The 25,198-nt window shown below is 69.3% G+C and carries 25 protein-coding genes and 1 pseudogene; 12 read left to right on the top strand and 14 right to left on the bottom strand.

The window, feature by feature from the left end; genetic code table 11:
- Window positions 1–61: 61 nt before the first annotated feature.
- Complete coding sequence (locus RNB18_RS27250; RefSeq protein WP_311716740.1) at window positions 62–319, bottom strand: substrate-binding domain-containing protein; 258 nt, start codon at window positions 317–319, stop codon at window positions 62–64.
- Window positions 320–1,024: 705 nt separating this feature from the next.
- Here RNB18_RS27250 and RNB18_RS27245 point away from each other — a divergent pair.
- From RNB18_RS27245 to RNB18_RS27220, 6 genes are all read left to right on the top strand, one after another.
- Window positions 1,025–1,786 (top strand): DeoR/GlpR family DNA-binding transcription regulator, encoded by a 762-nt coding sequence (locus RNB18_RS27245; protein ID WP_311717023.1) that lies wholly within the window; start codon window positions 1,025–1,027, stop codon window positions 1,784–1,786.
- Between the two features lie 157 nt (window positions 1,787–1,943).
- Window positions 1,944–3,308, top strand: coding sequence for an ABC transporter substrate-binding protein (locus RNB18_RS27240; RefSeq protein ID WP_394817674.1), 1,365 nt, complete (start codon window positions 1,944–1,946; stop codon window positions 3,306–3,308).
- An 85-nt stretch (window positions 3,309–3,393) separates the two neighbouring features.
- The gene (locus RNB18_RS27235; protein ID WP_057613594.1) at window positions 3,394–4,356 is read left to right on the top strand and encodes a carbohydrate ABC transporter permease; all 963 of its coding nucleotides are present in this window, start codon (window positions 3,394–3,396) and stop codon (window positions 4,354–4,356) included.
- Entirely contained in the window at window positions 4,356–5,207 is an 852-nt protein-coding gene (locus tag RNB18_RS27230; RefSeq protein WP_057613595.1) for a carbohydrate ABC transporter permease, read from the top strand. The genes RNB18_RS27235 and RNB18_RS27230 overlap by 1 nt, the downstream gene beginning before the upstream one ends.
- Window positions 5,204–6,193 carry a zinc-dependent alcohol dehydrogenase family protein gene (locus RNB18_RS27225; RefSeq protein WP_311716739.1) on the top strand — a complete coding sequence of 330 codons (990 nt, stop codon included), beginning with the start codon at window positions 5,204–5,206 and terminating at the stop codon, window positions 6,191–6,193. The genes RNB18_RS27230 and RNB18_RS27225 overlap by 4 nt, the downstream gene beginning before the upstream one ends.
- Window positions 6,194–6,344: 151 nt before the next feature.
- Window positions 6,345–7,001 (top strand): hypothetical protein, encoded by a 657-nt coding sequence (locus tag RNB18_RS27220; RefSeq protein WP_311716738.1) that lies wholly within the window; start codon window positions 6,345–6,347, stop codon window positions 6,999–7,001.
- A gap of 237 nt (window positions 7,002–7,238) precedes the next feature.
- On the opposite strand, the gene tnpA is transcribed toward RNB18_RS27220, so the two are convergent.
- A complete protein-coding gene (gene tnpA, locus RNB18_RS27215) occupies window positions 7,239–7,667 on the bottom strand; it encodes an IS200/IS605 family transposase (RefSeq protein WP_311716737.1) in 429 nt (142 codons plus the stop codon).
- 52 nt (window positions 7,668–7,719) lie between these two features.
- On the opposite strand from tnpA, the gene RNB18_RS27210 reads away from it, so the two are divergent.
- Window positions 7,720–8,934: an RNA-guided endonuclease InsQ/TnpB family protein gene (locus tag RNB18_RS27210; RefSeq protein ID WP_311716736.1), complete on the top strand. Its 1,215-nt coding sequence runs from the start codon at window positions 7,720–7,722 to the stop codon at window positions 8,932–8,934.
- Window positions 8,935–9,027: 93 nt separating this feature from the next.
- Here the strand turns inward: RNB18_RS27210 and RNB18_RS27205 are convergent.
- From RNB18_RS27205 to RNB18_RS27190, 4 genes and pseudogenes are all read right to left on the bottom strand, one after another.
- Window positions 9,028–9,174: pseudogene (locus tag RNB18_RS27205) on the bottom strand (IS5/IS1182 family transposase); the annotation flags it as partial.
- Between the two features lie 47 nt (window positions 9,175–9,221).
- The gene (locus tag RNB18_RS27200; RefSeq protein WP_311716735.1) at window positions 9,222–9,509 is read right to left on the bottom strand and encodes a hypothetical protein; all 288 of its coding nucleotides are present in this window, start codon (window positions 9,507–9,509) and stop codon (window positions 9,222–9,224) included.
- Window positions 9,484–9,768 carry a hypothetical protein gene (locus RNB18_RS27195; RefSeq protein WP_311716734.1) on the bottom strand — a complete coding sequence of 95 codons (285 nt, stop codon included), beginning with the start codon at window positions 9,766–9,768 and terminating at the stop codon, window positions 9,484–9,486. Before RNB18_RS27195 ends, RNB18_RS27200 begins: the two co-directional genes overlap by 26 nt.
- 206 nt (window positions 9,769–9,974) lie before the next feature.
- On the bottom strand, window positions 9,975–10,370 hold the full coding sequence (locus RNB18_RS27190; RefSeq protein WP_311717021.1) for a RidA family protein: 396 nt from the start codon (window positions 10,368–10,370) through the stop codon (window positions 9,975–9,977).
- A 135-nt stretch (window positions 10,371–10,505) separates the two neighbouring features.
- On the opposite strand from RNB18_RS27190, the gene RNB18_RS27185 reads away from it, so the two are divergent.
- Window positions 10,506–11,480, top strand: a complete 975-nt coding sequence (locus tag RNB18_RS27185; RefSeq protein ID WP_311716733.1) for a helix-turn-helix transcriptional regulator — start codon at window positions 10,506–10,508, stop codon at window positions 11,478–11,480.
- Window positions 11,481–11,567: 87 nt separating this feature from the next.
- On the opposite strand, the gene RNB18_RS27180 is transcribed toward RNB18_RS27185, so the two are convergent.
- The 3 genes from RNB18_RS27180 to RNB18_RS27170 are packed head-to-tail and all read right to left on the bottom strand — an operon-like array spanning window position 11,568 to window position 13,711.
- Entirely contained in the window at window positions 11,568–12,104 is a 537-nt protein-coding gene (locus RNB18_RS27180; RefSeq protein ID WP_311716732.1) for a GNAT family N-acetyltransferase, read from the bottom strand.
- A 42-nt stretch (window positions 12,105–12,146) separates the two neighbouring features.
- Window positions 12,147–12,698 (bottom strand): hypothetical protein, encoded by a 552-nt coding sequence (locus tag RNB18_RS27175; protein ID WP_311716731.1) that lies wholly within the window; start codon window positions 12,696–12,698, stop codon window positions 12,147–12,149.
- Window positions 12,695–13,711 (bottom strand): DUF4232 domain-containing protein, encoded by a 1,017-nt coding sequence (locus RNB18_RS27170; protein ID WP_311716730.1) that lies wholly within the window; start codon window positions 13,709–13,711, stop codon window positions 12,695–12,697. The genes RNB18_RS27175 and RNB18_RS27170 overlap by 4 nt, the downstream gene beginning before the upstream one ends.
- Window positions 13,712–13,776: 65 nt before the next feature.
- Between RNB18_RS27170 and RNB18_RS27165 the strand changes: the two genes are divergently transcribed.
- Window positions 13,777–13,992, top strand: coding sequence for a hypothetical protein (locus tag RNB18_RS27165; protein WP_311716729.1), 216 nt, complete (start codon window positions 13,777–13,779; stop codon window positions 13,990–13,992).
- Window positions 13,993–14,265: 273 nt separating this feature from the next.
- Here RNB18_RS27165 and RNB18_RS27160 read toward each other — a convergent pair whose 3' ends face one another.
- The 5 genes from RNB18_RS27160 to RNB18_RS27140 all read right to left on the bottom strand — a co-directional run bounded on the left by RNB18_RS27160 (window position 14,266) and on the right by RNB18_RS27140 (window position 21,102).
- Window positions 14,266–15,360 (bottom strand): ABC transporter permease, encoded by a 1,095-nt coding sequence (locus tag RNB18_RS27160; protein ID WP_311716728.1) that lies wholly within the window; start codon window positions 15,358–15,360, stop codon window positions 14,266–14,268.
- Entirely contained in the window at window positions 15,357–16,883 is a 1,527-nt protein-coding gene (locus RNB18_RS27155) for a sugar ABC transporter ATP-binding protein (RefSeq protein ID WP_311716727.1), read from the bottom strand. The genes RNB18_RS27160 and RNB18_RS27155 overlap by 4 nt, the downstream gene beginning before the upstream one ends.
- A gap of 5 nt (window positions 16,884–16,888) precedes the next feature.
- Complete coding sequence (locus tag RNB18_RS27150; RefSeq protein WP_311716726.1) at window positions 16,889–18,541, bottom strand: GMC family oxidoreductase; 1,653 nt, start codon at window positions 18,539–18,541, stop codon at window positions 16,889–16,891.
- 200 nt (window positions 18,542–18,741) lie between these two features.
- Window positions 18,742–19,890, bottom strand: coding sequence for a substrate-binding domain-containing protein (locus RNB18_RS27145; protein WP_311716725.1), 1,149 nt, complete (start codon window positions 19,888–19,890; stop codon window positions 18,742–18,744).
- 171 nt (window positions 19,891–20,061) lie between these two features.
- Window positions 20,062–21,102: an NAD(P)-dependent alcohol dehydrogenase gene (locus RNB18_RS27140; RefSeq protein ID WP_311716724.1), complete on the bottom strand. Its 1,041-nt coding sequence runs from the start codon at window positions 21,100–21,102 to the stop codon at window positions 20,062–20,064.
- Window positions 21,103–21,213: 111 nt separating this feature from the next.
- Between RNB18_RS27140 and RNB18_RS27135 the strand changes: the two genes are divergently transcribed.
- From RNB18_RS27135 to RNB18_RS27125, 3 genes are all read left to right on the top strand, one after another.
- Entirely contained in the window at window positions 21,214–22,014 is an 801-nt protein-coding gene (locus RNB18_RS27135; protein ID WP_311716723.1) for an SDR family NAD(P)-dependent oxidoreductase, read from the top strand.
- A 229-nt stretch (window positions 22,015–22,243) separates the two neighbouring features.
- Window positions 22,244–23,113: a branched-chain amino acid ABC transporter permease gene (locus RNB18_RS27130; RefSeq protein WP_266514068.1), complete on the top strand. Its 870-nt coding sequence runs from the start codon at window positions 22,244–22,246 to the stop codon at window positions 23,111–23,113.
- An 11-nt stretch (window positions 23,114–23,124) separates the two neighbouring features.
- A partial coding sequence (locus RNB18_RS27125) for an ATP-binding cassette domain-containing protein (protein ID WP_311716722.1) occupies window positions 23,125–25,198 on the top strand: 2,074 nt, incomplete at its 3' end.

The following is a 25,198-nucleotide window of genomic DNA, read 5'->3' as shown; positions in this document are numbered from 1 at the left end:
GAGGTGGAAGCCGCGTTCAACCGATCGGTTGAACGCGGCTCCCAGGTCCCGGTGCGTCGCTCTACTCCGGAGGCGGAGCGGTGGTCCGTCGCGGTACCAGGCTCGGAGAGGGTTTGACCTGTACGGAAGTCTTCCGGCGGTCGGCGATCCGCTCGAGGAGCAGGCGCGCGGCGTTTCTGCCGATCTCGGTGCCCGCCTGGTCGACACTCGTGAGTGAGAGCGGGCCGAAGGCGGCGAAGGTCGTGTTGTCGTAGCCGGCCACCGAAATGTCGCCGGGAACGGACAGCCCGGCTTCGGTGAAGGCCTCCAGCACCCCCATGGCAACGATGTCCGCACCGGGCGAACACGGCCGTGGGCCGACGGGGACGCGCCAGCAGTTCCTTGGCACCCTCATACCCTCCCCGCTGGGTGTAGCTGGTGGAGACGACGTCGATCTCCGCCGCGAGTCCGAGGGAACGCATGGCCAGCCGATAGCCGGAAGCCTGACGCCGGGGGAGCCTCCGCTGTCGGCTGCTTCGGCTTCTCACGTCCCCAGGGCGGCCGAAGGCGCATCCGGGCCCCGGTCTGCGTGCCCCGTGCCTAGTGCATAGCGGCATGGCTACGGAACCGTGTCCGGACTGCGGCACATCAACACTGTGGCTGGATACGCGGCTGTCAGTGCCCGGCTTGCGGAACGCTTCTTGTCGTTCACCAGCACGGCGACTGGCCTCCTGGTGTGCTTTGCCCCCCCGCGCGACGTGCTCCTCGACCTGGTCGTTCCAGTCGGTAGCCGAGCAACGATGAGGTCGGTCACAGTTCGTCGTCTGCCCGAACCAGGCACTGAGGACGCCCCGCACGGTCAGCGGAAAGTGGAACAAACTCCCCTTCGCCGTCGTGAGCTGGGGCTTTCGCTCATCACATCGGGCGTCATCGGGCAGTTTAGGGCCCGCTCTGGGCAGGTTTGCGCGGAAAAGTGATTGATATAAATATGCGGCAAGACCGGGCACGCAGCGCCCGGACCGGTACAGAAAGGCGGGTGAGTGCGATGAACGCCGAAGAGCGTCAGAGCCGGATTCTCGCGCTCGCTCGTCACCATGGACGGGTCGAGGTCACCACCACGGCCGTCGGTCTGGCCGTCGCTCCGGAGACCATCCGCCGCGACCTCGGCGTTCTGGAACGCCGAGGCCTGATCCGCCGCACCTACGGCGGCGCCTATCCCGTCGAGGGCGCGGGCTTCGAAACGGGCCTTCCTGAACGGGAGACGCTGCATGTCAAGGACAAGCGCCGTATCGCCTCGGAGGCGGTCAAGCTCCTCGGCGACGCGGAGACCGTGTTCGTGGACGAGGGCTACACCCCCCAGCTCCTCGCCTCGCTCCTCCCTGACCACCGGCCTCTGACCGTGGTCACCGCCTCACTGTCCACCGCAGCCGCGATCGTGGACTCTCCGCAGGTCACCGTATTGCTCCTCGGCGGCCGAGTCCGGGCCCGAACCCTGGCCACGGTCGGCTCGTGGGCCTGCGCCATGCTCGAACGCTTCGTCATCGACCTGGCTTTCCTCGGATCGAACGGCATCTCCCGCGAGCTCGGCCTGACCACCCCCGATCCGGTCGTGGCCGACGTCAAGGCCAAGGCGCTGGCAGTGTCACGCCGACGTGTCTTCATGGGGCACCACAGCAAGTTCGGCGCGAGCAGCTTCTGCCGCTTCGCCGGGGTGGACGACTTCGAGGCGATCGTCACCGACACCGGGCTGTCCAGCGCCGAGGCGCACCGCTACTCACTGATGGGACCCCGCGTCCACCGGGTCTGACCCGCTCAGCCCGCCCTCATCCAACGCCAGGGACGACTCCGCCGGAGCCATCCCGACGGCACCCCCTGCTCTCTTGGCCGACCACACCCGTCTGCCCGATCCCACATTCCCTCCCCGCTTTGCTGCTCACACCCGACATTTCATGAAAGAGACGATCATGAACTCAAGAAGGACCGTTCTGCGGCGCACCATGCCACTGGGCGCGCTGGCCATGTGCGGCGCCCTGCTCACCGCCTGCGCCGGCGCAGGCGGCTCCGGCGGTGGCTCGGACGCGCACTCCATCAACGTGCTGATGGTGAACAACCCGCAGATGGCCGACCTGCAGAAGCTCACGGCGGACAACTTCACGAAGGAGACCGGCATCAAGGTCAACTTCACGGTGCTGCCCGAGAACGACGTCCGCGACAAGATCACCCAGGACTTCTCCAGCCAGGCCGGCCAGTACGACGTCGCCACGATCAGCAACTACGAGACGCCCATCTACGCCAAGAACGGCTGGCTCGCCCCGCTGACCTCTTACGCGAAGAAGGACACCGCCTTCGCCCAGAGCGACATCCTGCCCGCCATGCAGGAATCCCTGACGGCGTCCGGCCAGATATACGCCGAGCCGTTCTACGGCGAGTCGTCCTTCCTGATGTACCGCAAGGACGTCTTCAAGGAGAAGGGGCTGACCATGCCGGCCGCCCCCACCTGGCAGCAGGTCGCCGACCTGGCCGCCAAGGCCGACGGCGCCGAGTCCGGGATGAAGGGCATCTGCCTGCGCGGTCTGCCGGGATGGGGCGAGGTGATGGCTCCGCTGACCACGGTGGTCAACACCATGGGCGGCACCTGGTTCGACAAGGACTGGAAGGCCCAGGTCGACAGGCCCGCCTTCACCAAGGCGACCAAGTTCTACGTCGACCTCGTCCGCAAGCACGGTGAGGCGGGTGCCCCGCAGTCCGGGTTCGCCGAGTGCCTCAACAACATGACGCAGGGCAAGGTCGCCATGTGGTACGACGCGACCTCCGCCGCCGGGTCGCTCGAATCCTCCGAGTCGCCGGTGGCAGGCAAGATCGGCTACGCGCCCGCCCCCGTCGACCAGACCAAGAGCTCCGGCTGGCTCTACACCTGGGCCTGGGGCCTGCAGAAGGCGAGCAAGAACCAGGACGACGCCTGGAAGTTCATCTCCTGGGCCTCCAGCAAGAAGTACGAGGAGCTGGTCGGCGAGAAGCTCGGCTGGTCGAAGGTCCCGGCGGGCAAGCGCACCTCCACCTACGAGAACCCCAAGTACATCGCTGCCGCGTCGTCCTTCGCCGAAGCCACCGCGAACGCGCTGAAGGCCGCCGACCCGCAGAACCCCGGAGTGCAGCCCCGCCCCGCCCCCGGTATCCAGTTCGTCGGTATCCCTGAGTTCACCGACCTCGGCACACAGGTCTCCCAGCAGATCAGCTCCGCCATCGCCGGCAAGACCAGCGTCGATGACGCCCTCAAGGCCGGCCAGGAACTCGCCGAGAAGGTCGCCGCCAAGTACGCGGACAAGTGATCCCCTCCCGACACACCCGACGCTTCCGGCCCTCCGGTCCCACACCCACGGGACCGGGGGACGGTCGCCCAGCGGAGACACACCGATGACCCTCACTCACTCGCTCACCCGGCGTGCGCGGGCGCCGCAAACCGCCGGGCAGGTCGCACCTCCCCGGCGATCCCGCGGGGCATGGGCCCGCCGCGCCCCGCTCCTCCCGGCCCTGATCTTCATGATCGTGGTCACCCAGCTGCCGTTCGTGGGCACCGTGGCGATCTCGTTCATGCGCTGGAACGCCCTCGAACCGGACAACAAGGCCTTCGCGGGCCTGGACAACTACAAGGAGGCGGTGACCGACCCGCAGCTGCGTTCCTCGCTGCTGACGACCGTCACATTGACCGTCACCGTGGTCCTGGTCAGCCTGGTACTCGGCCTGGGACTGGCCCTGCTCCTGGACCGTCAGTTCCGCGGACGCGGCCTCGTCCGCACGATGCTGATCACACCGTTCCTCGTCGTACCGGTGGCCTCCGCGCTGCTGTGGAAGCACGCGCTGTACAACGCCACCTACGGGCTGATCAACGGCTCGCTGACCTGGCTGTGGAGCCTGTTCGGCAGCGACAACCCGCCGCAACCAGACTGGCTGTCCTCGCTGCCGCTGATGTCCGTGGAGGCATCGCTGATCTGGCAGTGGACGCCCTTCATGATGCTGATCCTGCTGGCCGGACTGCAGAGCCGCCCCATGGACGCCGTGGAGGCGGCCCGGGTGGACGGCGCGACCACCTGGCAGGTCTTCCGCTACCTCACCTTCCCCCACCTGCGCCGCTACCTGGAGCTGGCCTCGCTGCTCGGCAGCATCTACGTGGTGCAGAACTTCGACGCCGTCTTCACCCTCACCGGCGGCGGCCTGGGCACGGCCAACCTGCCCTACACGGTCTACGAGACCTTCTACCAGGCGCACGACTACGGGCAGGCCTCCGCGGAGGGCGTCATCGTCGTCCTGTGCTCGCTCCTTGTGGGTTCCTTCGCGCTCAGGACCGTCTCTTCCCTGCTCCGAGAGGAGACCCGCTGATGGCCACGACCACCTCCGAGGGCCTTACGATGCGTCGCAGGCGCGGCGCACTCGGCCTGCTTGCCTGGCTCTGCGGAAGCCTGTTCTTCCTCCCCGTGGCCTGGATGGTGCTCACCTCGCTGCACCGCGAGTCCGACGCCGCCACCAACCCGCCGAGCCTGGGAGCGCCGCTCACCCTCCAGGGATACAAGGAGTTCTTCGGAGCCAGCACCGGCGTCTCCCCCTGGCCGCCGCTCATCAACTCCTTCTCCGCGAGCCTCATGTCGACGCTGCTGGTGCTGGTACTGGCCATCCCGGCCGCCTACGCGCTGTCCATCAAGCCGGTGCGCAAGTGGTCCGACGCGATGTTCTTCTTCCTGTCCACGAAGATGCTGCCCGTAGTGGCCGGACTGCTGCCGATCTACCTCATCGCGCAGAACGCCGGCCTGCTCGACAACGTCGCCCTGCTGGTCGTCCTCTACACCTCGATGAACCTGCCGATCGCGGTGTGGATGATGCGTTCCTTCCTCGCCGAGGTCCCCGTCGAGATACTGGAGGCGGCCTCCATCGACGGAGCCGGGCTGCCCACGGTCCTCGTCCGGATCGTCGCACCGGTCGTCGCGCCCGGCATCGCCGCCACTTCGCTGATCTGCTTCATCTTCAGCTGGAACGAACTCCTCTTCGCACGTGTGCTCACCGGTGTCGTCGCCGGCACGGCCCCCGTGTTCCTGACCGGCTTCGTCACCAGCCAGGGCCTCTTCCTGGCCAAGGTGTGCGCCGCCGCCGTCTGCATCTCCCTGCCGGTTCTCATCGCCGGATTCGCCGCCCAGGACAAACTGGTCCAGGGCCTGTCCCTTGGAGCAGTCAAGTGAAAGCCGCCGTCATCAGCTCGCCCGGTCAGGTCGGCGTCGAGACCGTCGACGACCCCACACCGGGCCCCGGCCAGGTGGTGATCGAGGTAAAAGCCTGCGGCCTGTGCGGCACCGATCTCCACATCCTCCAGGGCGAGTTCGCGCCCACCCTGCCCATCATCCCCGGGCACGAGTTCGCCGGTGAGGTCGTCGGACTGGGCGCAGAGGTACGGGACCTCAAGGTCGGCGACCGGGTCGCCGTCGACCCCTCGCTGTACTGCCACGAGTGCCACTACTGCCGTATCGGACGCGGCAACATGTGCGAGCGCTGGAACGCCATCGGCGTCACCGTCCCCGGCGGCGCGGCCCAGTACACGGTCGCCCCCGCCGCGAACTGCGTGAAGCTCCCAGAGCACATCCGCACCGAGGACGCCGCCCTCATCGAACCGCTGTCCTGCGCCGTGCGCGGCTACGACATCCTGCGCTCCACCCTCGCCAGCAACGTGCTGATCTACGGCTCGGGCACCATGGGCCTGATGATGCTGGAACTCGCCAAACGCACCGGCGCGGCCACCGTCGACATGGTGGACATCAACGAGGACCGGCTCACCACCGCCCGCACCCTCGGCTGCAGCAACGCGGTCACCACCGCCGACGCGATCGAGCGCCCGCGCGGCTGGGACGTGGTCATCGACGCCACCGGCAACGCCAAGGCCATCCAAGACGCCCTGGGCCGCGTCGGCAAGGGGGGTACGTACCTCCAGTTCGGCGTCGCCGACTACGCGACCCGGGCCACGATCGACCCGTACCGGATCTACAACGAGGAAATCACCATCACCGGCTCGATGGCCGTCCTGCACAGCTACGAGCGCGCCGCCGACCTCTTCGCCGGTGGGGTGCTCGACCCGGAGACCTTCATCAGCGACCGGCTGCCGCTGACGGACTACGCCGGAGCCCTGGAGCAGTTCCAGGCAGGCAAGGGCCGCAAGATCCAGGTCCTGCCGTGACCAGTGCCATAGGAAGAGACGGCCGCCGACCTCACCCGAGGGCGCGGCGCCGTGCCGGACGACGAAGCCGGACCCCGCCCGGTGGCAGGACATCGGCATGGAGGAGCATCTGCTCAGCCACCATGCCACCGTCTGCCTGTGAGGGACCGTCATGCGCTCTGCCCGCCGCACCGTGCCACCCATCCTGCTCACCAGCCTGCTGCTGGCAGGCTGTTCACCCGTCTCCCTCGGCACGTCGACGTCGTCCGGGACGCAGAGCCCGGTGACGGGAGTGTCGCCCGGCTCGGGGCGGGCGATCGCAGTGGGGGCGGGCCCGCAGAAGCACTACACGGTGCAAAAGCAGCCGGCCGCGGGCTCCTGCCACTACCGGTACCTCAAGGGAGAACCGCTGGAGGACCCGACGTGCACGCCGGGCGCCATATCCCCGGCGGTCACGCAAGCCAACCTGGCCTCGACAATCTGCCGCAAGGGCGGCTACACCTCCGGAATACGCCCCTCCACGTACGTGACAGGCAAAGAGAAAAAGCTCAACGCCGCCTCCTACGGGTTCACCGGACGCATGGGAGATGCCGAGTACGACCACCTGATCAGCCTGCAGTTGGGCGGGGACCCCAACGACTACCGCAACCTGTGGGTCGAGCCGGCCGACCCCGGCCACAAGAAGGGCTCCGGGGTCAACAACGCGAAGGACCCGGTGGAGACGAAGCTGCACACCGCGGTCTGCAAGGGCACCGTCACCCTCGCCGCCGCACAACAGGCGATCGTCACCGACTGGACCACCGCACTGAGCGCCCTTCACCTCGCCTGAAGGCGGCTGCTTCTTCCGAATACGGGGCCGCGCGGACGGTCCGCGCACGAAAGCCCCGGCTGGACGGGGGAGACCAGCCGGGGCCGTGTGCGGTGGCGTGCGGAGGGCGGTCGCCTCTCGGCGAAAGGCTCCATCCCTGATCTTGCGTGGGTATCCCCGGCTTCAGCCGGGTAGGGAAACGCATCCTTGCCAAGGAGGCGCGAAGCGCCGTAGGTCTCTTCTCTCTCGTGGTGACGGTCAGACGGGCCGCTTCTGGCCCTCGATGTACTGGCGGATCACGGTCAGTGGCGCTCCGCCGCAGGACCCGGCGAAGTACGAGCGGGACCAGAACACCGACCCCATGCCGACGCGGTTGATCCGGCCGGTGTACTCGGCCCGCAGGTACCGGGAGCTGACCCCCTTGAGGGAGTTGATCAGCTTCGACAGGGCGACCTTCGGCGGGTAGTGCACCAGCAGGTGCACATGGTCCCTGTCGCCGTTGAACTCGTTCAGCTCCACATCAAAGCCCGCGCACACCTCGCGCATGATCTCCTCACACCGCTTGAGCATGTCGTCATCGAAGACATCCCGCCGGTACTTGGTGACGAACACCAAGTGCGCGTGCAGGGTGTGGGTAACATGACGCCCGGTGCGGATCTCGGGGTTTGGCTCCCAGCGTGGTGACATACGCCAAGCGTAGTATGATCAAGGAGGCTGACGTGGAAGGGGGGTGGGCCGGATGATCCGTGCGTACAAGTTCCTCATGCGGCCCACCGTCCGCCAAGCGCAGGCACTGGCTGAGATGCTGCGGGACCACTGCTCCCTCTACAACGGGGCGTTGCAGGAGCGGCGTGATGCCTGGCGGCACCCGTCGAAGACCACCGTCAAGTACGGGATGCAGTCCGCGCAGCTCAAGGAGATCCGGGCGTTCGATCCGGAGCGTCAGGGGCGTTGGTCGTTCTCCTCGCAGCAGGCCACCCTGCGCCGTCTCGACAAAGCGTTCGCCGCGTTCTTCCGCCGGGTCAAATCCGGCGACACCCCGGGCTACCCGCGTTTTCGCGGGGTGAACTGGTTCGACACGGTGGACTTCCCCAAGGACGGGGACGGCTGCCGGTGGAACTCCACCCCGCACGACCCCGTCACCCGCGTCCGCTTCCAGGGCGTCGGCCACGTCAAGGTCAACCAGCACCGCCCGGTGGTTGGACACGTCAAGACCGTGTCGGTCAAGCGCGAGGGCCGCAAGTGGTTCGTCGTGCTCAGCGCCGAGCAGGACCAGCCCGAACCCTTGCCCGCGACCGGCTCCGTGGCCGGGATCGACCTGGGCATCGCGAACTTCCTCGCCGACTCGAACGGCGGGTTCGTGCCCACCCCGCGCTACGGCCGCTGTGCATCCGAGAGGCTCCAGGCGGCGCAGCAGGCCCTGTCCCGGTTCCCCCGCTGCAAGGCGAAGGACCGGACCGCCAACCACCAGCGCGCGGTGGACAAGGTTGCCCAGCTGCACGGCAAGGTGCGTCGCCAGCGGCTCGACCACGCGCACAAAACCGCCCTCGGCCTGGTCCGCGCACACGACTTCATTGCGCACGAGGACCTCAAGATCCGCCAAATGAGCAAGGCCCCACAACCCAGGCCCGACAACGACCGGCCGGGCACCTTCCTGCCCAACGGAGCCGCCGCCAAAGCCGGGCTCAACAAGTCGATCCACGATGCCGGTTGGGGGGTGTTCCTGACGATCCTGCATGCCAAGGCTGAAAGCGCCGGACGGGAAGTGATCGCAGTGGACCCCCGCAACACCTCCCGCACCTGCCCCGAATGCGGGCACTGCGCGAAGGAGAACCGGCCCACCCAGGAAAAGTTCCACTGCGTCGCCTGCGGCCACACTGCACACGCCGACACCGTGGCAGCGACCAACGTATTACGGGCCGGGCTGGTCCGTCGCCACGCCAACCCGGCATAGCGAGAAGCCCCCGGCTTCAGCCGGCGGAGGAGTCACGGGCTATAGGTGAGGCTTGGGGACACTGTCCCCTCCGCCAGCCACATGCGGATGGCCTTCTAGCGGCAGTGACCCGGGAGGCCCCTCGACGAGTCAGCTCAGCACCTTCCCGGCGCAACGTAGCGATCAGTGGAAGTCGTGCGGTTGCAGCCCGCTGAACGGGGCTGTCCAATGTGGTTCCGACGCCGTGATCACACCAGCCACGTGAAGAAGTCGTTCCCCAGCACCTGTGTACTTCGGAAAGTGGCGCTTCAGCCGCAGCGGCTCTCCCGTGGCTCCATGGAGCCCACCTGTTCCATGCGCCGGATCTTCCGCTCCGCCGCTTCCAAGTGCCCGAGGTCGAGGGCCATCGCGGCACGCCCGGCGACGTAGACGATGTCCTGTCGGATCCGACAGGACAACCCCGGCTGGCGGCACAGGGCCAGGAACCGCACCTCAAGACTGAGTTCGATGCGGCCCATCTCGTCCCGCACGCCGGCTGAGAGTGCGGCGTGCCGGAGGTCCTTGGCGTAGTCACGCGTCTGCCGGGTCGGCCTCATCAGGCCGGGCTTCCACGGGACGATAGGGGTGATCGGCCCACTCCGTGTCAGCCCACCCGACGAGTTCGTCCAGGTACTCCGTGGCGACCCCCGATTCCGGGGGCGAGGCGGAGAGGGCCGCGTCCGCGCCGGCAACCAGCTGGGCGAGACGACGTCGCGCGTCGTCGTCCCCGGCCACGCCCATCGCGATGAAACCCGACAACACATCGCCCCTGCGCGACACCTCCGCCTGCTGCCAGATCTCGTACAGTCCCGCCATCCACCGTTCCTTCGCCGACTGACTGCGTCTCCGCGCCCCGAACCCTATGATGCGCACCCGTCAACGGGTCCAACAAATTTCCGGGACTCAGCGAGCGAACCTCATGTCAGCTCGGTGCGGCGCACGAGCTCCTCTCAGAGGGCGTACTTACGCCTGCTGCTCGTGCCGGTTCAACAGGCACGAGTAGCAGGGGCGGCGAGGTCGCATCACGCGACTGCGGTCCCCTCAAGCTCGACCACCTGGCCGGGAATCGCCAGCCGTGTCACCCCGAGCATCGTGGTGGTCGGCGCCACCCCGGCGGCGCCCAACCGCGCCGTCAGCAGGCCGTAGTGCGGGAAGAGCAGATCGACGTCGGTCGTGTAGACGTTGAGCCGGACGAGGTTCGCGAGAGACATGCCGGCCTCGCCGAGCACGGCCTCCAGGTTCTCGATGCTCAGCGTCAACTGCGCCGCTATGTCGCCGTCGTACTGGGGCTTGCCGTCGCTGCTCATCGCGGTCTGCCCCGAGATGTACAGGGTCCGGGTATGCCCGGAGACGACCTCACCCTGGTTGAATCCCATCTCCACCGACCACGTCACCGGGTTGACCGCGGTTCGTTCCATTGCCACGTCAGCTCCATTCGATTCGTAGGAGTACGTACGTCCATCGGCTTGATAGCCGCCGTCTTCGACGTCGTGTTGAGGAGCCTCCAAACAAATCACGACACCCTTGGTCACGTATTTCGATAGCGTTCTCGTATGCGCGCCGACCGGTTGGTCTCGCTGGTGCTGCTGCTGCGTCAGCGCGGACGGCTGACTGCGGACACGCTGGCCCGGGAGTTGGAGGTATCCACCCGCACCGTGCTGCGCGACATCGAGGCGCTGTCCGCGGCTGGCGTCCCGGTCTACGCCGAACGCGGTCGGCACGGCGGTTTCATGTTGTCGCCCGGTTTCCGGACCGACCTCACCGGTCTGAACCACGACGAGGCCCTTGCCCTGCTGGTCGCTGGATCGCGTCGCGGCGCGCAGGCATTCGGCCTCGGTTCGGCGCTCGCTTCGGCCATGCTCAAGGTCGTCGACGCACTACCCGAAGGCTATCGGGACACCGCGGCCGGTCGGGCTGAGCGGTTGCTCATTGACCCTGAGGCCGACCTCCTCTCGCGTCGGCTGGTCGCTGAGGATGTGCCTGACCCCATAGCGGCCGAGGTCCGGCGCGCGGTGTTCGCAGGACACAAGCTGCGCATCCACTACGCGGCCATGGACCAGACCCCGAAATGGCGCACGGTGGACCCGATCGGCCTGGTCACCGTGCGCGACCTGGGTTACTTGCTGGCCACGCGGTCCGGCACGGACCGCACCTACCGGCTGTCCCGCATCCTGGCCGCCGAAGAACTCGCCGAACCGGCACAGCGACCAGAGCGGGTCGATCTGGACCGGGCCTGGCAAGAACGCAGCACACGGTTTCGGACAGGCGGCGACCAAGTCACCGTGGTGGTACGGGTGAACCCGGCGCGGCGGGAGGACCTGGTGGGCACCACGCTGGCCGTCCTCGCCGAAGAAGCCGATGCAGACGGCTGGCTGCGCCTGGAGGTGACCTTCCAAGATTCGAGACACGCCGAATGGGCGCTGTGGCAGATCAGCACGGACGCAGAAGCCCTGGCCCCGCAGTGGTTGCGCACCTCCCTACGCAACCGCGCCGCTGCGATTGCCACCCGCTACGGAGACTCATCCTGAAACGGACTTAACGACCTCTCGCAGCTTCTGTGTCCGCGAGCGGGGGCTTCCTGATCATTGCGGGACAGCCCTTGGGCGTCCCCTGTGTCACATGGGCAGCGAGAACAGCCGTACTGGTCCCGACGGCCAGCGGGCACCGTCGCGCAGAGGCGTCACCATGGTCCGCAGCGGCATGGTCACCAGGCGGTCTTCGGGTTGTTCGACAAGTACGTCCGTGTCGAGCGGGTGCCATCCGAGGTGACGGTAGAGCGGCACGAGGGGAGGCCGGCAGAACAGGAGTGCGTGCCCTGGACCCATCGTGCGGGCGTGCTCCAGGGCAGCTGTGACGACGAGGCGAGCCAGGCCCTGACCTTGCATGCCGGGTGCGACGGCCACCCCGCCGACTCCCACCACCTCTGTCTCGGCGGCGCCGATCGCGACAGGCAGTAGCCGCAGGCCGGCGTGTGCCACGAGCCGGTCTTCGTGTCTGATTCCGAAGTGTTCTTCTTTCGGCAGCCAGGTCAGGCCGGCCGAGGCGACACCGAAGGGATCATCGCCGTCGCCCAGGATCTCCTCCTGGTCCGCCTTCGTGTACTGGGGGAGCCGCACCACATGCGGTGCCGCAGCTGATCGGTTGTCAGACATTCCCCCATCATGATCTCTCCGCCGGGCACCGGCCAAGTCCACTCACACCCGGGAGCGGAACTGCCGCACGAGCGTGCTCGGGTCCCGTACGGCCTGCCACAGACCCATCGACAGCAGCCCCAGGCTGATGGCGAAGCAGACCCAGAACACGAACTGGGCGCCGCTCGCGAGGTTGTGGGTGCTGCCGTACTCGTAGCGGCAGTACGCCTGTGGGGGGAACGCCTTCGAGACGCCGACGCCCCCGTGGTACATGGAGCAGGGGTCCTCGCCGGGGTCCTTGAGCGTGTCGTCCGCCGTGACGACCAGCAGCCAGGCCAGCGCCGTCACCGGAACCGTGGCGAACACGATCATCTTCGCCCAGATCGGCAGGCGAGGGTGGCCGAGGAGCCCGATCAGCGCGACGAGTACGACCACGAACACCGCGGCGACGGCCACGGCGGTGAACGGCCTCTCGTACACCTCCTCGAGAAGCCAGACGACTCCGGCCACTGGCGGCGCGGTGAGGAGGACGACTTTGATCCCGGGTGCCGTACGGGGGTGAGCGAGCACGTACACGGCGAGCGCGCACGCGATCAGGGCGAGGAGCGCGATCACGGACCATCGGTGGTGGTGGGTGCGGGCTCCCGGTGTGTCTCGTCCTTCCGCCACGGACCGACGCCGAGCTTTCCGGTCGTCCCGAGGTCGAGTTCCGGCGCCACCGTCACGGGATCGGCTGCGGGCGTGGCCCAAACACGGACGTAGGGCGCGTTCACCGGTTCGCCGGCCTGGGTGGTGTTGCGCCAGGCCAGTTGGGCCACCGCGGCCTCCCCGGGACGCAGGACGACCGGTTGCGGCCTGCCGTCCCCACCGAGGCCGGTACTGATCTGATCGGTCCCCTGGAGGATGTGTACGCCGTCCACGGTGTGGTGGTCCTCGTCCTGGATCGTGAGCTTCGGGTAGCCGTTGAGCTGAAGAGGCCCGGTACCGCAGTTGACCAGGTGCAGGCCGACGACGCGCAGCCCCATGGCCGCGTCCCCCTGGTCGGCGTAGAGGCGCATGCCCGACTTCGGGCACGTTCCCGAGGCGGACGGCGCCTCGGCTTCTGGAACGCTGCGTATCTTGATCACCTCTATGCCCGTCACCTCGGGCGCGTTCCCGACCGGCTCCCCCATGACGACGGTGCCCTTGACCGTCCGCCCCTGCCCGACCGCCTCGACGGTCTGTTCCGCGTTGTCGACCGCGCCTCCGGAGGCCGAGAGGAAACCGAAGGTCAGCGTGTACGTGGCCGTCTGCGTCTGCTGGTTGGTCAGTTCGAAGTCCGCGCTGTAGGAGACTCCCGCGCAGCCGCTCTCCGGACCCCAGGCGTACAGCGCGGTGATCTTGACGCCGTCCTCGGCCGTACCTCCGACGGAGGGCAGGGGCAGCGCGGTCGGTGTGCCGGAGGGACGAACGGACGGTTCTGAGGACGGCGGACTGCCGTACCGGGAGAAGTCCGACGGGCACAGTGCCTCCGCCCGGACCGGGCCGCCGCCGGCACCTCCGCCCGGCGAGACGCTCTGGGAACCGCAGGCGGCGAGCAGCAGGGCAGCGGCGAGGACGGCGGGAGCGGTGCGGGAGGCGGTCGACATCCGCCCACCTCACCAGGGGGACACCCTCGTGGGCTGTGGCGGAACCCACACCTCCGGTCACAGCGGTGTCACAGATCACTCTGGAACAGCGCCTGCGCGCGGGCTTGTTCTTCCAGACCAATGCGGTGATCACTCAGCGCGATTGCGGCGACGGCACCGGCCGAGGTCTCGTAGAGCGGCTTCCCGGCCTCACCGAAGGCCGCCGTTGTATGCAAGCCGGCCGCGCCGCGCCCGGGTTGTGCTGGGCCAGGGTCAACTCCGCCTGGCCCAGCAGCACATGAGCGAGTTCGGGCCCGAGGGTGCCAGGGGGGATCCACACCCACCGGTTCCTCTGGGACGTCGTAGCTCTCGACTTGGCTCAGATACGGCGCGACGGTGCCCCCTCCGGCTCGTCCGGCCAACCATCGTCCGCGTCACGGGATCAGGGCGGCAGGGCCTGGTGATCGTAGAGCGCCCCTGGATGCCAGTGCGAACCGCCGAGTTGCCCGCGCTCCGACTCCGCTACGGCAATCCGCGCCGCCACACCGGCCGCACAGCCTGATCGCGGCGATGCCTCAGGCGGCCTCCTTACGCGGTGCGCGGCGGCGGGTCAGGCGGGTGCGGAGGCCGAGCCGTCCGCCGGTGACGACCAGGGCGACGATCAGGACGAGACCGGTGAACAGGCTGGGGGCCCACTGGGCGGAGGTCGCGAGGCCGAGGCCCACCGTCCCGGTGCCCAGCAGGAGGATCGCGATGACCGTGCCCCAGGAGTTGAAGCGGCCCGCGCGGAGCTGGGTGGCGCCGACGAAGGCGGCGGCGTACGACGACAGCAGGTAGGGCGTGCCCGCCTCGGGAGAGCCCGAGCCGATCTGCGAGGCGAAGACGACGCCCGCGCATCCGGCGATCGCCGAGGAGGCGACGAGGGTGAGGAAGCGAAGGCGGTCGGTGGGCACTCCCTGCAGACGTGCCGCGTCCGAGTTGAAGCCCGTCGCGTACAGGCGGCGCCCGCTCGCGGTGTGCTCCAGGACGAACCACAGCGCGACCGCCACCACCAGAAGGTAGAGGACGGGGATGGTGAAGCCGCCCGCGCTCTTCTGCCCGATGCTCGCGAAGGGTTCACGCAGGAGTTTGACGCCGGTGATCGACGTGCCGTCGGTGAACATCGTGATGAACGCCTGGATCAGCGACCCGGTCGCCAGCGTCGCGATGAACGAGTCGACCCGCAGTGTCACCACGACGATTCCGTTGATCACGCCGATCACCAGGGCGGTGCCCATGGCGAGGGCGATCGCGCCCCCGGCGCCGATGTCCGTGGAAATGATCACCTTGGCGGTGATGACTCCGGTCAGTGACATCGTGTAGGCGATCGACAGGTCGAAGACGCGCGCGGCCAGCGGCGGCACCACGCTCAACGCGACCAGGCCGGTCACCGCGTTGCTGTTGAGCACCTGTTGGAACGTCTGCCAGGTGGGGAACGTGTCCGGCGCCCAGAACGAGAACACGACGATGATCACGATCCACACGTAGACCGCGCCGATGTTCGTGAAGGACAGACCCGTCAGCGCACGGCGTCCCAGCGGGGGTCGAGTCGGCGGCGAGGCGGGTGGCGCCTCGGTCGGCTCGCCGAGGGACGGGCCGGTGCCGGTGGGGTCGGCGGCGGTGGTGCTCATTCTTCGGTTCCTTCCATGGCATGGACGAGCGTCGGCTCGGTGATGGCATCGCCGGCGATCTCCCGGACGACTTGGCCGTCGCGCAGTACGAGGACCCGGGTGCACAGGGCGAGCAGGTCGCCCACGTCGGACGAGGAGACGATGACGCCGAGCCCTTGGGCCGCCTGCTCCTTGATCAGGTCGTAGAGCTGGAGCCGGGTGGCGATGTCGACACCGGCCGTCGGCTCGCACAGCACCAGCACGTCGGGTTCGAGGGCCAGGCAGCGGGCCATGACGACTTTCTGCTGGTTGCCGCCGCTGAGTGTGGTGATCGGGGCGTCGCGGCCTGCGGTGCGGATCCCGACCCGCTCCACCCAGTCGTCGACGACTGCGGCCTCGTGCCGGCCGTCGAGGATGCGCCGCCCCGTACGGAGCCGGGACAGCAGCGGCAGCGTGAGGTTCTCGGCGACGCTGAAATCGGCGATCACACCGTGGGCCGCCCGGTCCCCGGGCACCAGGGGGATGCCGAGGCGGGCGGCGCGGGAGGCGTCGGACCACTCAGGCGACCGGCCCGGACAGCGCAACTGCCCTTGTACGTCACCGGGCCAGGCTCCGGTCACGACGTAGGGCAGCACGTCGTGACCGGAACCGGCGAGCCCGGCGATACCGAGCAGTTCACCGCGGGCGAGGGAGAACCCGAGCCCCCGGAGCGGACCGCCGGTCAACTCCCGGGCCTCCAGGGCGGATTCGCCGGACCGTGAAGCCGCAGAGACCTTCGGGCGCTCGGCGGAACGCTCCGTCGCCTCGCCGGCCATGAGGGAGGCGAGGCGCTGCGGCGTCAGCCCCCGCACGGGCCGGGTGGCGATGCGCCGGCCGCCCCGGATGACGGTCACCCGGTCCGCCACCTGGAAGATCTCGTCGAGGCGGTGCGACACGTACAGCACGCTCGCCCCGCCCCGCCGTACCTCCCGCACGATGTCCAGGAGCTTGCCGACCTCGCCCGGCGGGAGTACCGCAGTCGGTTCGTCCAGGACCAGCAGGCCCTGGTCGGCCTCCCAGCCCTGGAGCGCGGCGGCGACGGCCACCACGGTGCGTTGCACGGGCGTGGCGTCCACCAGGGGGCGGCGTACGTCGATGTCGAGGCCGAACCGGTGGACGAGTTCCACGGTGCGCTGCTCCTGCTCGCGCCAGCGGATGTTGCCGAGGCGGCTGCGGGCGAAGCCCCGGCTGAGCGCCAGGTTGTCCATCGCGCTCAACTCGCCCACCAGGCCCAGCTCCTGATGGACGAAGCGCAGCCGGTCGTGGTCCGAGCCGAGGTCGAAGGGCTCACCGTCCAGCCGGGCGTCGGCTCCCGCGTCGGCCTGGTGGTAACCGGCGAGAATCTTGATGAGGGTCGACTTGCCGGAGCCGTTGGGGCCGACCAGGGCGTGGATCTCGCCCTGCGCGATGTCCAGATCGACGTCCCGCAGCGCCTGGGTTCCGCCGAAGCGCTTGGACAGTCCGGTGATGCTCAGCACCGGGCTTGTCGTCACTGTGTCCGTCATCCCGTTCACGACCCGCCCTGTACGGCCAGGCTCTCGACGCCGGTGGTCGGGTTCGTGCGACCTGTCATGAGGTCCGCGAGCCGTTCCGCGGCGGCGATGGTCGGCAGGTTGGTGTTGGCCCGCGGCACCTCGGGGAAGACCGAGGCGTCGGCGACCCACAGGCCATCGACCCCGAGCACGCGGCCGGTCGGGTCGACCACCGCGCGCGGGTCGTCGGGCGCCCCCATGCGGCAGGTGCCGCAGATGTGGCCGGTGTCGCCGATCGTCTCCAGCAGCCACCGGTCGATGGCGGTGTCGTCCGCGAGCGCGTCGGTGCCCGTGCCGGCGAGGTCGACGGCGATGTGCTCGAAGGCGGTGTCGAACGCACCGGAGCGGACCAGCTCCAGGCAGCGGTGGACGCCGTCCCGCATCCGTGTCAGGTCCCCGGGGTCGTTCAACAGGTTCTGTTCGATGACGGGGTGGACGTCCGGGTCGGGTGAGGACAGGCGCAGGGTGCCGCGGGAGAACTCCTGGTTGGCCCACAGACAGAGCAGCCCGGGACCGCCCGAGACGTGGCCGCCGCCCGCACCGCCCCAGGTGCCGCGGGCCCCGTCGGCCACCAGGTGCGAGTCGTTCATGTCGGGCAGGGCGAGGGTCTGGTTGATCGACACGATCATCATGTCGTTCTCGCTCGCGCCCGCCAGATCGGATGAGTAGCGCAGACAGCAGTTGGTCTGCCGTTCGTTCAGGCCGGGCCGCGCCTCGGGGCGCTGGTGGAGCCAGAACAGCGCCAGCGGATGCTCCTGCATGCCCTCGCCGACCGGCAGGGACGCCACAGGCCCGCCCGGTCCGATGCCGGAACGCAACAGGATCGAGGGGGAGTGCACGGCCCCGGCGCAGAGCACGACCCGCGCGGCGCGGACCTGCGTCCAGGTGCCGTCCACGCGCACCCGCACACCCACCGCGCGACCGCCCTCGACGATCACCTGATCGACCGTCGCGTCACCCACGATCCGCAGGTTCGGCCGCTGCCGGGCAGGCTCCAGGTAGCCGTCGTTGGCGGTGACCCGAGCGCCGTCGCGGGCGTTGATGCCGTAGGGCGAAACGCCGGTCCCGGTGGGCCCGTTGTGGTCGTCGCACCACGGGTGGCCGATGCCCAGGGCGGCTTCGGCGAGCGCGTGGTCGGCAGGGCCCCACGCCTCACGCCCGAGCCGCTGTACCGGGATCGGACCGTCGGCGCCGTGGTGGGGCCGGTCGCCGAAGTCCGCATCGCTCTCCATGCGCCGCAGGTACGGCAGCATCTCCTGGTACGACCAGCCGGGACAGCCGTAGGACGCCCAGCGGTCGTAGTCGTCCGGCAGCGCACGGATGGCGATCATCCCGTTCACCGACGACGAACCGCCCAGACCCCGCCCGCGCACATGCGGGCGGCGCTCTTGCGCGGTGCTGCGCCGCGATTCCAGACCGGGCCACTGGAACGGTGCGCACGCCGTCCCGTCCAGTGCCCGCCAGCCGTTCATGCTGCGCATCTCGGGCGGGGCGTCGGCGGACCGCCAGTCCGGGCCGGCCTCAAGGAGCACGACCTGCTGGGTGGGGTCCTCGCTCAGCCGGGCGGCCAGCACGCATCCCGCGCTGCCACCGCCGACGACCACCCAGTCGGCCTCGATCACCTTGCCCATCACGCGCCCACCTCCACTCGCGGGCTCTCGGGGACGGTCAGGTCCTTCTCCAGTGGGCGGGAACGTATGAGATGGAGGAGCTGTGTGGACATGCGGTGACTCCCATATGCGCCGTGTCGCGCGATCGGGTCGTGAGCCAAGCTGAAGTAGCTTCAGTACTGCGAAGCGTCAGTGCGGTGGCGGGACGTCGGGGAGGGACGTCAGCTCTTGCCCCACAGCTTCTTGAACTGTGCCTGGTAGTCCTCGACGAGCGGGAACTGCGTCTTCGTCGAGATCAGGTTGTCCTTGTCGATGAGCATGAACGGCAGCTGGGCGTCCTGCGTCACCTTCATCGACTGGCCGGTGAAGTGCCGTGCCAGCCCGTCGGCCTGCGCCCACGCGTTCTCGATGTTGTTGAACGCGACGGCGGCCTGCGTCTGACCCGACTCGATGTACTGGTAGTTCGTGGACTCGCCGACGTTGACGATCGTGTGGACCTTGTTCTGCAGCCCGGCGGCCCGCAGCGCGGCCGGCACGCCCACGTTGAGCAGGGCGAGCGAGAAGGCGATGTGGGTGACCTTGGGGTGGGCGCGGACGTAGGAGACCACGCGGTCCGGCATGTCCTTGCCGATGGCGGTGATCGGCACGTCGACCTTGTCGTAGCCGCAGCCCGCGCACCACTTCTCGTAGTCGCTGCGGAAGGCGTCGGCGACCGGCTTGAGGATGCCGAAGGTCGGCATGTCGAAGTAGACGGTGTCGGCGTCACCTTGGCTGTCGGAGGTCACCCAGGAGGCCATGATCTTGCCCTCGATGTCCACGACGTCGGGCCCGTCGATGAGCATGCTGATGCCGTCGCCCGCGGTGTCGTCCGTGGAGGACTCGACGACGGGGATGTTCATGCCCTTGAGCTGCTTCAACTGCTTGGCGAACACGCTGCGTGGGAATCCGGAGGCGATGACCGCGTCGGGCTTGTCGCGCACGGCCTGCGTCCAGGCGGCCTGGACCGACTGCGGGGTGCCCTGCGTGGGGATCTTGTTGACACTCCAGCCGAGCACCTTGGCCGCCTCGGTGAAGTAGTTCGCCAGGTCCTGGCAGGACTGCACGCCGCACAGGATGAAGTCGATCTTCTTGCCGGTCGGGACCGGCTTGCCCACCGGCTGCGTGATGCCGATGCTCGTCGGGCGCTTCGAGTACTGGGCGAGGACCTCCTCGGCCGCCTTGACGCCGGCGGGGTTGCCGCCGGCCGCCTTGGCCGAGGTGCCGGCGTCGGCATTGCCGCCGCACGCCGCCAGGGCAAGGAGTGCGGCGGTGGTGAACAGGGCCGTTGTGGCGCGGGTGCGGCCCTTGGAGCTGGTTCTGCGACGACTCATGGCACTTCTCCTGTCGACCGGGCTACGGCTGACGCCGTGCCTCCATGCCGTGCAACCTGAGTTCAGTTCAGGTGAATGTAAGCGCGTCGGGTCCGGCAGGCAACAGTCGTGCACACGATTGATCGCGTCACTTCAACCAGCGTCGATCGGCAGGAAGCCAGGAGGCACGTGTCAGTCGGGCAGCAGAACCGCCCGGCCGCGCACCCGCCCCTGACGCAGCCGGCCGAACGCCTCGGGGGCCGCGGACAGCGGGAACTGCTCCGTCTCGACGTGGAGTGAGCCCGCACGGGCCAGGGCGATGACCTCGGCGAGTTCGGGGCGGGTGCCCCAGAACGGCAGGGAGAGCCGAAAGCCCGCAGGAAGGAAGCCCGGCTTGCGTACCGTCAGCCGGCCGCCGCCGCTACCGACCACGGCCAGTTCCCCGCCGGGGCGCAGCAGTTGGACGGCGAGGGCGAACGTGGCCTCGTTGCCGACGAAGTCGAGTACGGCGTCGACTCCCACGCCGCCGGTCTCCGCCCTGAGCACCTTGGCCGTGTCCGCCCCCATCGGGACGCCGAGATGCGCGCCGGACCGCAGGGCGAGGTTCACCGCCTCCTCCCGGATGTCGACCGCCAGCACCCGGCTCGGAGTGGTCGCACGCACCATCTGGACCGCCAGGTGCCCCAGTCCGCCGACGCCGATGACCAGGGCGACGCTGCCCTCGCCGAGCGCATGCCGCACTCCGGCGAGGGCGTGATACGACGTCAGGCCCGCATCGGAGAGCGGTGCAGCCTGCGCGGCGGGCAGGTCACCGATCGGCACCAGATGGCGGGCGGAGGGGACGAGGAGGTACTCGGCCATCCCTCCGTCCCGGCCGAGCCCGACTCCGTGCCAGCCGAGGTCGCCCCGGTGGTCGCAGTAGTTGTCCCGACCGGCGGCGCAGCGGGTGCAGTTCCCGCAGCCCCACGGGCCGTAGACCACCACGCGTTCACCCGCCGCCGTACCTTCGGCGTCGGGGCCGAGGGCCGCCACATGGCCGGCGACCTCGTGGCCGAGGGTGAATGGCGGCCGGTAGGGGAGTGCTCCCTCGGCCGCGTCGATGACGTGGACGTCGGACTGGCACAGCCCTGCGGCCTCGACCCGCACCAGCACCTCGGTCCCCCGCGGGACCGGGCGCTCCACCTCGGCGAGCGCCGGTTCCCGTCCCCATTCAGTAAGCCGCACCGCTTGCATGCACACCGTCCCGGGTCTTGTCAGTTGGCCGACGGTGACGGTAACAGAGGTGAAGTCAGTTCAGTAACGATTGGGTCGACGCCATAATGCGGCCGAGAGGGAGTGCGCGGGATGGACGGGAACGAGCGAGGAGCCAGGTTCGAGGGCAGCGTCGTACTGGTGACGGGTGCCGCCTCGGGAATGGGGGCGGCGGTCGCCAGGCAGGTGGCCGACGAGGGGGCGCGGGCCGTGGTCGTCGCGGATGTGGACGGTGAGGGGGCAGAGGCCGTCGCCAAGGAGCTGACGGCCGGGCGTGCGGCGGCGCTCGACGTGTCGGACGCCGCCGCGGTCGACGCGGTCGTCGACGACGTACTGCGCGAACACGGGCGGCTGGACGTCGTCGTGCACGCCGCGGGCGTCGACGACCCGCAGGCCAAGCAGCTCATCGCGGACGCCCTGGTCGAGGAGCGGCCCATCGAGGTGACCGACCGGCTCGACGACGCGTCCTGGCGGCGCGTCATGCGCGTCAACCTGGACGGCACCTTCCATGTGCTGCGGGCCGCGGTACGGGCGATGCGCCCGGTGGGGGCGGGTGTGATCGTCGTCATCGGCTCGTCCTCGGCCTTCGACACCCCGGTCGGCTATCCCCACTACGCGGCCTCCAAGGCGGGGGTGCACGCCTTGAGCCAGGCGGTGGCCAAGGAGGTCATCGCGTCCGGGATCCGGGTGAACGTGGTCGCGCCCGGCCCGACGGAGACCGGGATGGCGGCGCGCACGCCCGAGGTCCTGCGCAGCGGCTTCGCCGACCCCCGGGTGCGCCCTTACGCGACGCCCGAGGAGATCGCCGACATCGCCCTGTTCCTCGCGAGCGAGGCCTCGGTGAACCTGGTCGGCGCGGTGCTACTGGCCAACGGTGGCCGTTTCACGACCTGACCGGGGCGGGGCTCGTACGGGCGCGCCTCGCAGGGATCCCTTCCGTCGGTCCCGGCGGGGTCGTCGGCCCAGGCTCTCTGTGTGGCCGGCGGTCGAAGGAACTCGTGCAGGGGTATTGCCCCTCCCCGGCCCGTTGCTTACGGTTCATGAATTGAGTTCAGTTTGTAATGCGCGCAGGCGACGCTGAGTGCGCCGGGCGCGCGGGTCTGGGTGCGAGGAGACGGTCGACGTGGATCAGTTCCTGCTCATCCTGGTGAGCGGTCTCGCCAGTGGTGCGGTGTACGGCCTGATGGGCCTCGGGCTGGTGATCATTTATCGGGCGACCGACGTGGTCAACTTCGCCCTCGCCAGCCTGGCGACCGTCGGGTTGTACGCGGCGCTGGCGCTGAACGAGCGCGGTCTGCCCCTGCTGTTGGCCGCCGTGGCCGCGATCGTCACGACCGCCGCGGTCGGCCTGGTCGCCCGGGAAGCGGTGATCAGGCCGCTTGCACAGGGGGAACTCCTCTCGGCGCTCGTCATGACCATGGGCGTCTCGCTCATCGCCGAGAGCGCCATCAGCACGATCTGGGACGACCAGCCACGGCTCTTCCCGAGCCTGGTGGAGGGCTCGGTCTCCCTCGGGAGCGCCGCCGTACCGGCACAGAGCCTGCTGACCATCGCGGTGGCCGCCGTCGCGATGGCTCTGGTGGCGTATCTCTTCGGACGCACCAGCATCGGCACCGCGATGCGCGCCGTCGCCGAGTCCGCCGACACGGCACGGATCCTCGGCCTCGGCTCCCAGCGCATCGCCCGGATCGCCTGGGCCCTCGGGCTCGGCCTCGCGGCGCTCGCCGCCTTCCTGTACGCGCCCCGGGCCGGACTGGTGCCGACCGTGCTCAGCGCTCCGCTGTTCCGCGCCTTCGCCGGGATCTTCCTCGGCGGCCTGACCAGTATGTACGGGGCCGTCATCGGCGGACTGACGGTCGGCGTCCTGGACAACCTGGCGGCAGGTTATGTCTCGGCCGGCTACCGCGACACATTCGTCTTCTCGTTCACCATCCTCGTGCTGCTGATCCGCCCGCAGGGGCTGTTCGGCGTACGCACCTTCCAGCGGGTCTGAGGGAGCGGTACATGTCCTTCGTCAGTCGTTCCAGCAACTCCCTCGTCAGCCGTTCCACCCTCTCGCTCGTCAGCCGCTCCACCGTCGCCAGGGCGGTGCTCGGGCCACTCGCCGCGGCACTGCTCCTCGTCGTGCTGAACACCGGGGCCATCCCGCCCTACCAGGCGTATTCCGTGGGCCTCGCGGCCGTCTACACGATCCTCGTCCTCTCGGTGAATCTGCTCGCCGGATGGGCGGGCATCTGGTCGATCGCCCACCCCGCGTTCTTCGCCCTGGGCGCCTACTTCGCGGCGTACGGCAGCACACACGGCTGGTCACTGGAGCTCGTGCTGCTCGGCGCGACCGTGTGCGCCGCGGGTTTCGGGGCGTTCCTGGGGGCCGCGGGGGCCCGCTTCTCGATGCTGTACGTCGCACTGCTCACCCTCGCGTTCACCATGGTGTCGCTGGAGGTCATGGGCCAGTGGACCGGAGTGACCGGCGGCGACCAGGGCATACCGATGGAGAAACTGCACAGTGCCCTCGGTCTCGGCACGCTGGCCAGCGCCGGCACCCAGGCGCAGTACCTCGCGGTGGGCGCGGCCGGGATCGCGCTCGCCGTGGCCGCTGGGGCCCGGCCCAGCGCCCTGCGGATGCGGCTGGTCGCCGCCAAGTCCCACCCGATGGCCGCCCGTTCGATCGGCATCGCACCCGAGGCCCAGTCGGCGCTGGCCTTCGCGGTCAGTGCCGTGTTCGCGGCACTGGCGGGTGTGCTGCTCGCCCTGGTCGTCGGATTCGTCAGCCCCGACCCCTTCTCCCTGGCACTGGCGATCGCCCTCATCTCCGCGTGCGTACTCGGCGGCGCGGGCACGCTGCTGGGCGCGGTCGTCGGCGGCGCGTACCTGACCTGGGCCCCTACGGTGGCCGAAAGCGCGGGAGTGGCACAGCCGATCCTCCAGGGGGTCGTCCTCATCACCGCGTTGCTGTTCCTGCCGGGCGGAGTGGTGCTCTTCCTCGGACGGACGGCGCGCCGGCTGCTGCGACGTCCGCCCGCGCGCCCCGCGACACCGGTGGAGTCGTCGGACGAGTCCCCGCGGCGCGTACCGGCACCGGGGACAACCGCGGACGAGGTGCTGCGACTCGAGGAGATCGCGGTCACCTTCGGCGGGCTCAAGGCGCTCGAGGGCGCCTCCCTGTCCGTGCGGGCCGGCGAGACCCTCGCCATCATCGGGCCCAACGGCGCCGGAAAGACGACCCTGTTGAACGTCCTGTCCGGGCTCGTCGGAGGCGGACGGGTGGCGGGCAGTGCCCACTACGTGGGAAAGCCCCTGCTGAAGAGCCGTGCCACCGCTCGCCGCCGGCTCGGCATCGGGCGCACCTTCCAGCACGCCGAGACGTTCCCCGAACTGACCGTCCTGGAGAACGTGCTGTGCACCCGTCGCCGTATCACCGCGCACGACCGGGACAGGGCCGCCGAGCTCCTGGACCGCTTCGGTCTCGCGCACGTCGCGGACCGCTACCCGGCCGAGCTGCCGTTCGGCCTGCACAAGCGCCTCGACCTCGCCCGGGCGCTCGCCGAGGAACCCGGGCTGCTCATCCTGGACGAGCCGTTCGGCGGCCTCGACGCCACCGAGCGCACGCTGCTGACGCGGCAGATCGTGCGGCAACAGGAACTCGGAACAGCGGTCGTGATCATCGACCATGTCCTCGACGACCTGTTCGCCGTGGCCCACCGGGTGGTCGCCTTCGACTTCGGCCGGCCGATCGGCGAGGGCACCCCCGGCGAGATCCTCGACGACCCCCGAGTGCGCTCCTCCTACCTCGGCGAGGGAGGCACACGGGACGAACTCCCCGCCCGCCAGGGTACCGAGAACCCCGCCGTGCACCTCGACGCAGTGGACCACGCCTACGGCGGAGTCACCGCGCTGCGCGAAGTCGGCCTCACCGTCCCCCGGGGCAGCGTGCTCGGAGTCGTCGGCGCCAACGGCGCGGGCAAGAGCACCCTGGGCCGGATCCTGCACGGGACCCACCCCCCCACCCCGGGCCCCCGCCAGGCCCCCGGCGACCAGCGCACCCCGCGGGGGCCCCAACGCCGCCCCCACATCAAGA

This window comes from Streptomyces doebereineriae (genome assembly GCF_031845645.1).
Classification (GTDB): Bacteria; Actinomycetota; Actinomycetes; order Streptomycetales; family Streptomycetaceae; genus Streptomyces; species Streptomyces canus.
This window is presented reverse-complemented; position numbering and strand designations above follow the sequence as displayed.

Coding starts and splice junctions, on each gene's coding strand:
- RNB18_RS27250 (WP_311716740.1), bottom strand. CDS start 319: ATGGGGGTGCTGGAGGCCTTCACCGAAGCCGGGCTGTCCGTTCCCGGC.
- RNB18_RS27245 (WP_311717023.1), top strand. CDS start 1,025: ATGAACGCCGAAGAGCGTCAGAGCCGGATTCTCGCGCTCGCTCGTCAC.
- RNB18_RS27240 (WP_394817674.1), top strand. CDS start 1,944: ATGAACTCAAGAAGGACCGTTCTGCGGCGCACCATGCCACTGGGCGCG.
- RNB18_RS27235 (WP_057613594.1), top strand. CDS start 3,394: ATGACCCTCACTCACTCGCTCACCCGGCGTGCGCGGGCGCCGCAAACC.
- RNB18_RS27230 (WP_057613595.1), top strand. CDS start 4,356: ATGGCCACGACCACCTCCGAGGGCCTTACGATGCGTCGCAGGCGCGGC.
- RNB18_RS27220 (WP_311716738.1), top strand. CDS start 6,345: ATGCGCTCTGCCCGCCGCACCGTGCCACCCATCCTGCTCACCAGCCTG.
- tnpA (WP_311716737.1), bottom strand. CDS start 7,667: ATGTCACCACGCTGGGAGCCAAACCCCGAGATCCGCACCGGGCGTCAT.
- RNB18_RS27210 (WP_311716736.1), top strand. CDS start 7,720: ATGATCCGTGCGTACAAGTTCCTCATGCGGCCCACCGTCCGCCAAGCG.
- RNB18_RS27200 (WP_311716735.1), bottom strand. CDS start 9,509: ATGAGGCCGACCCGGCAGACGCGTGACTACGCCAAGGACCTCCGGCAC.
- RNB18_RS27195 (WP_311716734.1), bottom strand. CDS start 9,768: ATGGCGGGACTGTACGAGATCTGGCAGCAGGCGGAGGTGTCGCGCAGG.
- RNB18_RS27190 (WP_311717021.1), bottom strand. CDS start 10,370: ATGGAACGAACCGCGGTCAACCCGGTGACGTGGTCGGTGGAGATGGGA.
- RNB18_RS27185 (WP_311716733.1), top strand. CDS start 10,506: ATGCGCGCCGACCGGTTGGTCTCGCTGGTGCTGCTGCTGCGTCAGCGC.
- RNB18_RS27180 (WP_311716732.1), bottom strand. CDS start 12,104: ATGTCTGACAACCGATCAGCTGCGGCACCGCATGTGGTGCGGCTCCCC.
- RNB18_RS27170 (WP_311716730.1), bottom strand. CDS start 13,711: ATGTCGACCGCCTCCCGCACCGCTCCCGCCGTCCTCGCCGCTGCCCTG.
- RNB18_RS27160 (WP_311716728.1), bottom strand. CDS start 15,360: ATGAGCACCACCGCCGCCGACCCCACCGGCACCGGCCCGTCCCTCGGC.
- RNB18_RS27155 (WP_311716727.1), bottom strand. CDS start 16,883: ATGACGGACACAGTGACGACAAGCCCGGTGCTGAGCATCACCGGACTG.
- RNB18_RS27150 (WP_311716726.1), bottom strand. CDS start 18,541: ATGGGCAAGGTGATCGAGGCCGACTGGGTGGTCGTCGGCGGTGGCAGC.
- RNB18_RS27145 (WP_311716725.1), bottom strand. CDS start 19,890: ATGAGTCGTCGCAGAACCAGCTCCAAGGGCCGCACCCGCGCCACAACG.
- RNB18_RS27140 (WP_311716724.1), bottom strand. CDS start 21,102: ATGCAAGCGGTGCGGCTTACTGAATGGGGACGGGAACCGGCGCTCGCC.
- RNB18_RS27135 (WP_311716723.1), top strand. CDS start 21,214: ATGGACGGGAACGAGCGAGGAGCCAGGTTCGAGGGCAGCGTCGTACTG.